We start from the raw sequence: 4,416 nt of genomic DNA on the forward strand, positions 1-4,416 counted from the left end.
TCTCCTTTTCGGGGAGGACCGTAGATGGCATTGAGTTCTTTTCCTGAAATACGCTCCAATTCCTTCCAAAGTGTATTCAAACTAATGCGTTCGCCGTAGGCGACATTAAAAACCTCATTTACTGCCGCTTCCGAAGCAAAAAATGCTCTCACATTGGCCTGTACCGCATTTTCTACAAAGGTAAAATCGCGTGTTTGTTCCCCATCGCCATTGATGGTGGGTGGGACATTATCTTTAAGGGCTTGCATGAACAAAGGTATCACCGCTGCATACGCCCCTTTCGGACTTTGTTTTGGGCCAAACACATTGAAGTAGCGCAGGCCAATGGTGGGTGTGCCGTAGGTTTTATAAAAAACATCGGCATAGATCTCGTTCACCAGTTTTGTAACCGCATAGGGCGATATCGGTTTGCCAATAGTGTCTTCTACCTTAGGCAAGCTTTTACTATCCCCATAGGTAGAACTGGAAGCTGCATACACCATACGTTTCACTGATTTAGAAGCGTTTTGAGCCAATAGCATATTTAAGAATCCGGTAACGTTGACTTCATTCGAAGTAGCAGGGTCGTCTATAGATCTGGGAACAGAGCCCAGCGCCGCCTGATGGGAAACATAATCCATCCCTTCCATGGCGGCCACACAGATATCCAATGTACGAATATCCCCCTCTAGGAATTCGAAGGCAGGATGGTCTTTAAACTCTAAGAGATTTGATAAGGATCCTGTAGCCAGATTATCCAAAACCCGCACCTTTTTGGCGCCGTGTTTCAGAAGGTAGCCTACCAGGTTGGAACCTATAAAGCCGGCACCACCTGTTACTAGGAAACTGTATTTTGAAAGGGTTTCGGTATGATATCTTGTTTCGTTCAAATTGTTTGTTTTATATTATAATAGTGAGGTGTGAGATGTGAATTGTGAGATGGGTCATTAGGATTTGTTCTTAATGTAATTTCTAAAACCCAAAAGTAATTGTTTCTCGTCATTTAATAAATTCATTAGTATGATATCTTCTTCCATAAAACCTAATCTTATTGCAATGAGGTATTGTGTTTCTAACTCAGCCAACGACCCAATGGCTATACTGATAAACTGCAATAATTCTTTATCACTCTTCCTAGCAGACCCTTCAGCTATATTAGATGGAATTGAAACGGCAGCACGCCTCATTTGTGAGGTTAATCCAAAACGTTCCGAATCGGGTAGTGCTGAAGAAATGCCATAAACCTTTTCAACTAAATCCATCCCCTTCTTCCAAACTTCTAACTCTTTATGATTCATAATATACCTTCTTTTCGTTTCACGTCTCACGTTTCACGTCTCACGTTTCACGTTTCACATCTCACGTTACAACCTCCCATCAATCTGATCCTTCGGAAGAAAGGATTTTACGTCGAAAACCACCGAAGTTTCTTCAGTATAGTCATTGATACTGAACTCTCTAAATGCCTCGTGGGCTACTGTTAGGATAACTGCATCGTACTTGGGTTTCAGATTATTTTTTTCCGAACACAAAGAAATTCCAAACTCGTGTTTCACCTCCTCTTTGTTCGCCCAGGGATCGTACACATCTACATTCAGATTGTATTTATTTAATTCTGAAATCACGTCGATCACCTTACTGTTTCGAATATCGGGGCAATTCTCTTTAAAGGTAATTCCCAACACCAACACATTTCCATTCTTAATGCGAATGTCTTTTTGAATCATCAATTTCACCACTTCATGCGCCACATAGCTACCCATACCGTCATTCATACGTCTTCCGGCAAGAATGATCTCGGGGTTATAGCCTTCTTCTGTGGCCTTTTGTGCCAAATAATAAGGATCCACTCCTATGCAATGTCCACCTACCAAACCGGGAGTAAACTTTAGGAAATTCCATTTGGTCCCCGCAGCTTCTAAAACAGCCTGGGTATCTATATCCAACAGTCGAAAGATCTTTGAAAGCTCATTGACGAAGGCAATGTTGATATCTCGTTGCGAATTCTCTATCACCTTGGCCGCTTCAGCCACCTTAATGGTAGGTGCCAAATGCGTCCCCGCGGTAATAACCGAAGCGTACAAATTATCGATATAGGTAGCTGCTTCGGGTGTTGAACCAGAGGTTACCTTTAAAATCTTGGTCACGGTATGTTCTTTATCCCCCGGATTAATCCGTTCGGGTGAATAGCCTGCATAGAAATCTTTATTGAATTTCAACCCTGATTTAGCCTCTAGTATGGGTACACAAATATCTTCCGTTACACCCGGATAAACGGTGGATTCATAAATTACGATATCGCCCTTTTTGAGTACACTCCCAACAGTTTCACTTGCCTTGACAAGGGGAGTCAAAACCGGCTGGTTGTATTTGTCGGTTGGTGTGGGTACTGTAACGATATAAACATCGGCACCTTTTAAATCGGACAATTGATCTGTAACCGTAAGTCCGGTGTTCTGAGAGCCTTTTAAGGAAGTCAACAATGTATCTTTATCTATTTCAAGTGTATAATCGTTACCTTGCTTTAAGTGGGCCACGCGTTGCGCGTTAATATCGAAACCAACGACTTTATATTTGGAAGCAAATGCCACTGCCAACGGCAATCCGACGTATCCTAGTCCGATGATGGCAATTGTAGGTTGATTTTTCATAGTATTCTTCCGAATTCGGAATTCTTTAATAGTTATTTAAATACGGAAGCAAACAAATAATAGATATCTTTTTGTAAGCTCCAACTTTCAATATATGCTTTATTAATGTTCACCTTGTCCGGCCAGATTACGTGATCATTATACCAATTGGGGTCGGTCTGTTGTAAAAGCACGGCATCTTCGTCCTTATACTTTAAGGTGGCTGGCCCTGTAATGCCGGGACGCACCGTTAATATAATTCGGTCTTCACCTTTCAGGTTATCCGCATATCCGGGTACATCGGGCCGGGGGCCCACCCAACTCATATCTCCCTTCAGCACATTAAAGAGCTGTGGCAATTCGTCTAGCTTAGAACTTCGTATCCACCGTCCAAAAGAGGTTTCGCTTTGTTGAATTTCTAGGGCATCCTTATGATTTTCTCCTTTGAGTGAACGCACTTTAAACAATTTAAAGTGCTTTCCAAAACGTCCTATACGTTCTTGAACAAATATACCGCTGCTACCTGTATTTACAGAAGCGATAAGCAGCAGCAAAATTAAGGGAATTATAACAAACGGGAGTATAAGTAACGAAAAAGATAGATCAAAAAAGCGTTTCAGTACAAGTTGTTTTTTTGTAAGCATGGCATATAATTTAACAACCCTAATGAAAAAATAGAATTCCGGTGTTATTTTTTCTTAAACCGTTTCTTGATCTTCTGAATAAAAGTTAGTTTCCTTTCATCTTCATGGTATCCATTCCCATAGGCTCCGTAACCATAACCATATCCATAGCCGTAACCGTAGCCATATCCATAGCCATAACCGTATTTCGCTTTGTCCTCAAAGAAATTAAGCACAAAGCTTATATTCTTAACCTCCCCGGACTTATACTTTTCATTGATAAGGGCAAACATGCCTCGTTTCGTATAGTTTTGACGCACCATATAAATGGTGGCATCGGCAAATTTAGAGAGTGTGAGGGAATCGGACACCAATCCTATTGGAGGGGAATCCAAAATTATATAATCGTATTGTTTCTTTAATTTTTCTATCATTTCTTCCATCCGTTCACTCATCAACAATTCGGAAGGGTTGGGAGGAATAGGACCGGAGGTAATCACATCCAAGTGTTCGACATGTGTTTTTTGAATAATATTTTCAAGGGTCATATCATTGATAAGATAATTTACAACTCCCTTATTGTTGTCAATATTGAAGTCGCCAAAGATCTTTGGTTTCCGCAGGTCTAAGCCAACGAGGATGGTGCGTTTTTCGCTCAATGCAAATACCGAGGCTATATTGATAGAGCAAAATGTTTTTCCTTCCCCACTGACCGATGAGGTAACAAGTACGGTCTTCGCTCCTTCGATACCCTGTTTTCTATAGATGAATTGTAGACTTGATCGTAGTGCCCTAAAAGATTCGGCTATTGCTGATTTCGGTTTTTCGAGTACGGCCAAATTATTGTCTAATTTAATTTTTCCTATTACTCCAAGGATAGGAATCTTGGAAAGCCGTTCAATATCTTTTACAGTGTGAATCTTGGTGTCGAAAAAGACGCGCAAAAAGGTAAATACAAAGGGTATTAAGAACCCAAAAAAGGTCGCCATTAGGTAATTGAGCTGTGTATTGGGACCCACTTTGCCCCCACCGGTATCTTTGGCCGAATCAATCACCAATACATCACTTACATTGGCCGCTTTTACCAAACCGGCCTCACTGCGCTTTGCCAAGAAAAGGTTATACGTTCCCTGACTTAAATTATAGCGCCGTTCAATTTTAAGCAATTCTTGTTGCTCTTTGGG

General features: G+C 41.1%; 5 protein-coding genes. All 5 read right to left on the minus strand.

Features of this window, described 5'->3' with window-relative positions; genetic code table 11:
- A partial coding sequence (locus tag K8F54_RS12295) for an NAD-dependent epimerase/dehydratase family protein (RefSeq protein WP_290791390.1) occupies positions 1-869 on the minus strand: 869 nt, incomplete at its 3' end.
- 57 nt (positions 870-926) lie between these two features.
- Positions 927-1,277 carry a four helix bundle protein gene (locus K8F54_RS12300; RefSeq protein ID WP_290791392.1) on the minus strand — a complete coding sequence of 117 codons (351 nt, stop codon included), beginning with the start codon at positions 1,275-1,277 and terminating at the stop codon, positions 927-929.
- A 66-nt stretch (positions 1,278-1,343) separates the two neighbouring features.
- Positions 1,344-2,630 carry a nucleotide sugar dehydrogenase gene (locus tag K8F54_RS12305; protein ID WP_290791394.1) on the minus strand — a complete coding sequence of 429 codons (1,287 nt, stop codon included), beginning with the start codon at positions 2,628-2,630 and terminating at the stop codon, positions 1,344-1,346.
- A 32-nt stretch (positions 2,631-2,662) separates the two neighbouring features.
- Positions 2,663-3,253, minus strand: coding sequence for a sugar transferase (locus K8F54_RS12310; RefSeq protein WP_290791396.1), 591 nt, complete (start codon positions 3,251-3,253; stop codon positions 2,663-2,665).
- A 44-nt stretch (positions 3,254-3,297) separates the two neighbouring features.
- The coding region (locus K8F54_RS12315) for a polysaccharide biosynthesis tyrosine autokinase (protein ID WP_290791398.1) at positions 3,298-4,416 on the minus strand (1,119 nt) is incomplete at its 5' end.

This window comes from Altibacter sp. (genome assembly GCF_019913785.1).
GTDB lineage: Bacteria > Bacteroidota > Bacteroidia > Flavobacteriales > Flavobacteriaceae > Altibacter.

Excerpts from the sequence above, each read along its gene's own strand:
- K8F54_RS12300 (WP_290791392.1), bottom strand. The coding sequence starts at position 1,277 with ATGAATCATAAAGAGTTAGAAGTTTGGAAGAAGGGGATGGATTTAGTT.
- K8F54_RS12305 (WP_290791394.1), bottom strand. The coding sequence starts at position 2,630 with ATGAAAAATCAACCTACAATTGCCATCATCGGACTAGGATACGTCGGA.
- K8F54_RS12310 (WP_290791396.1), bottom strand. The coding sequence starts at position 3,253 with ATGCTTACAAAAAAACAACTTGTACTGAAACGCTTTTTTGATCTATCT.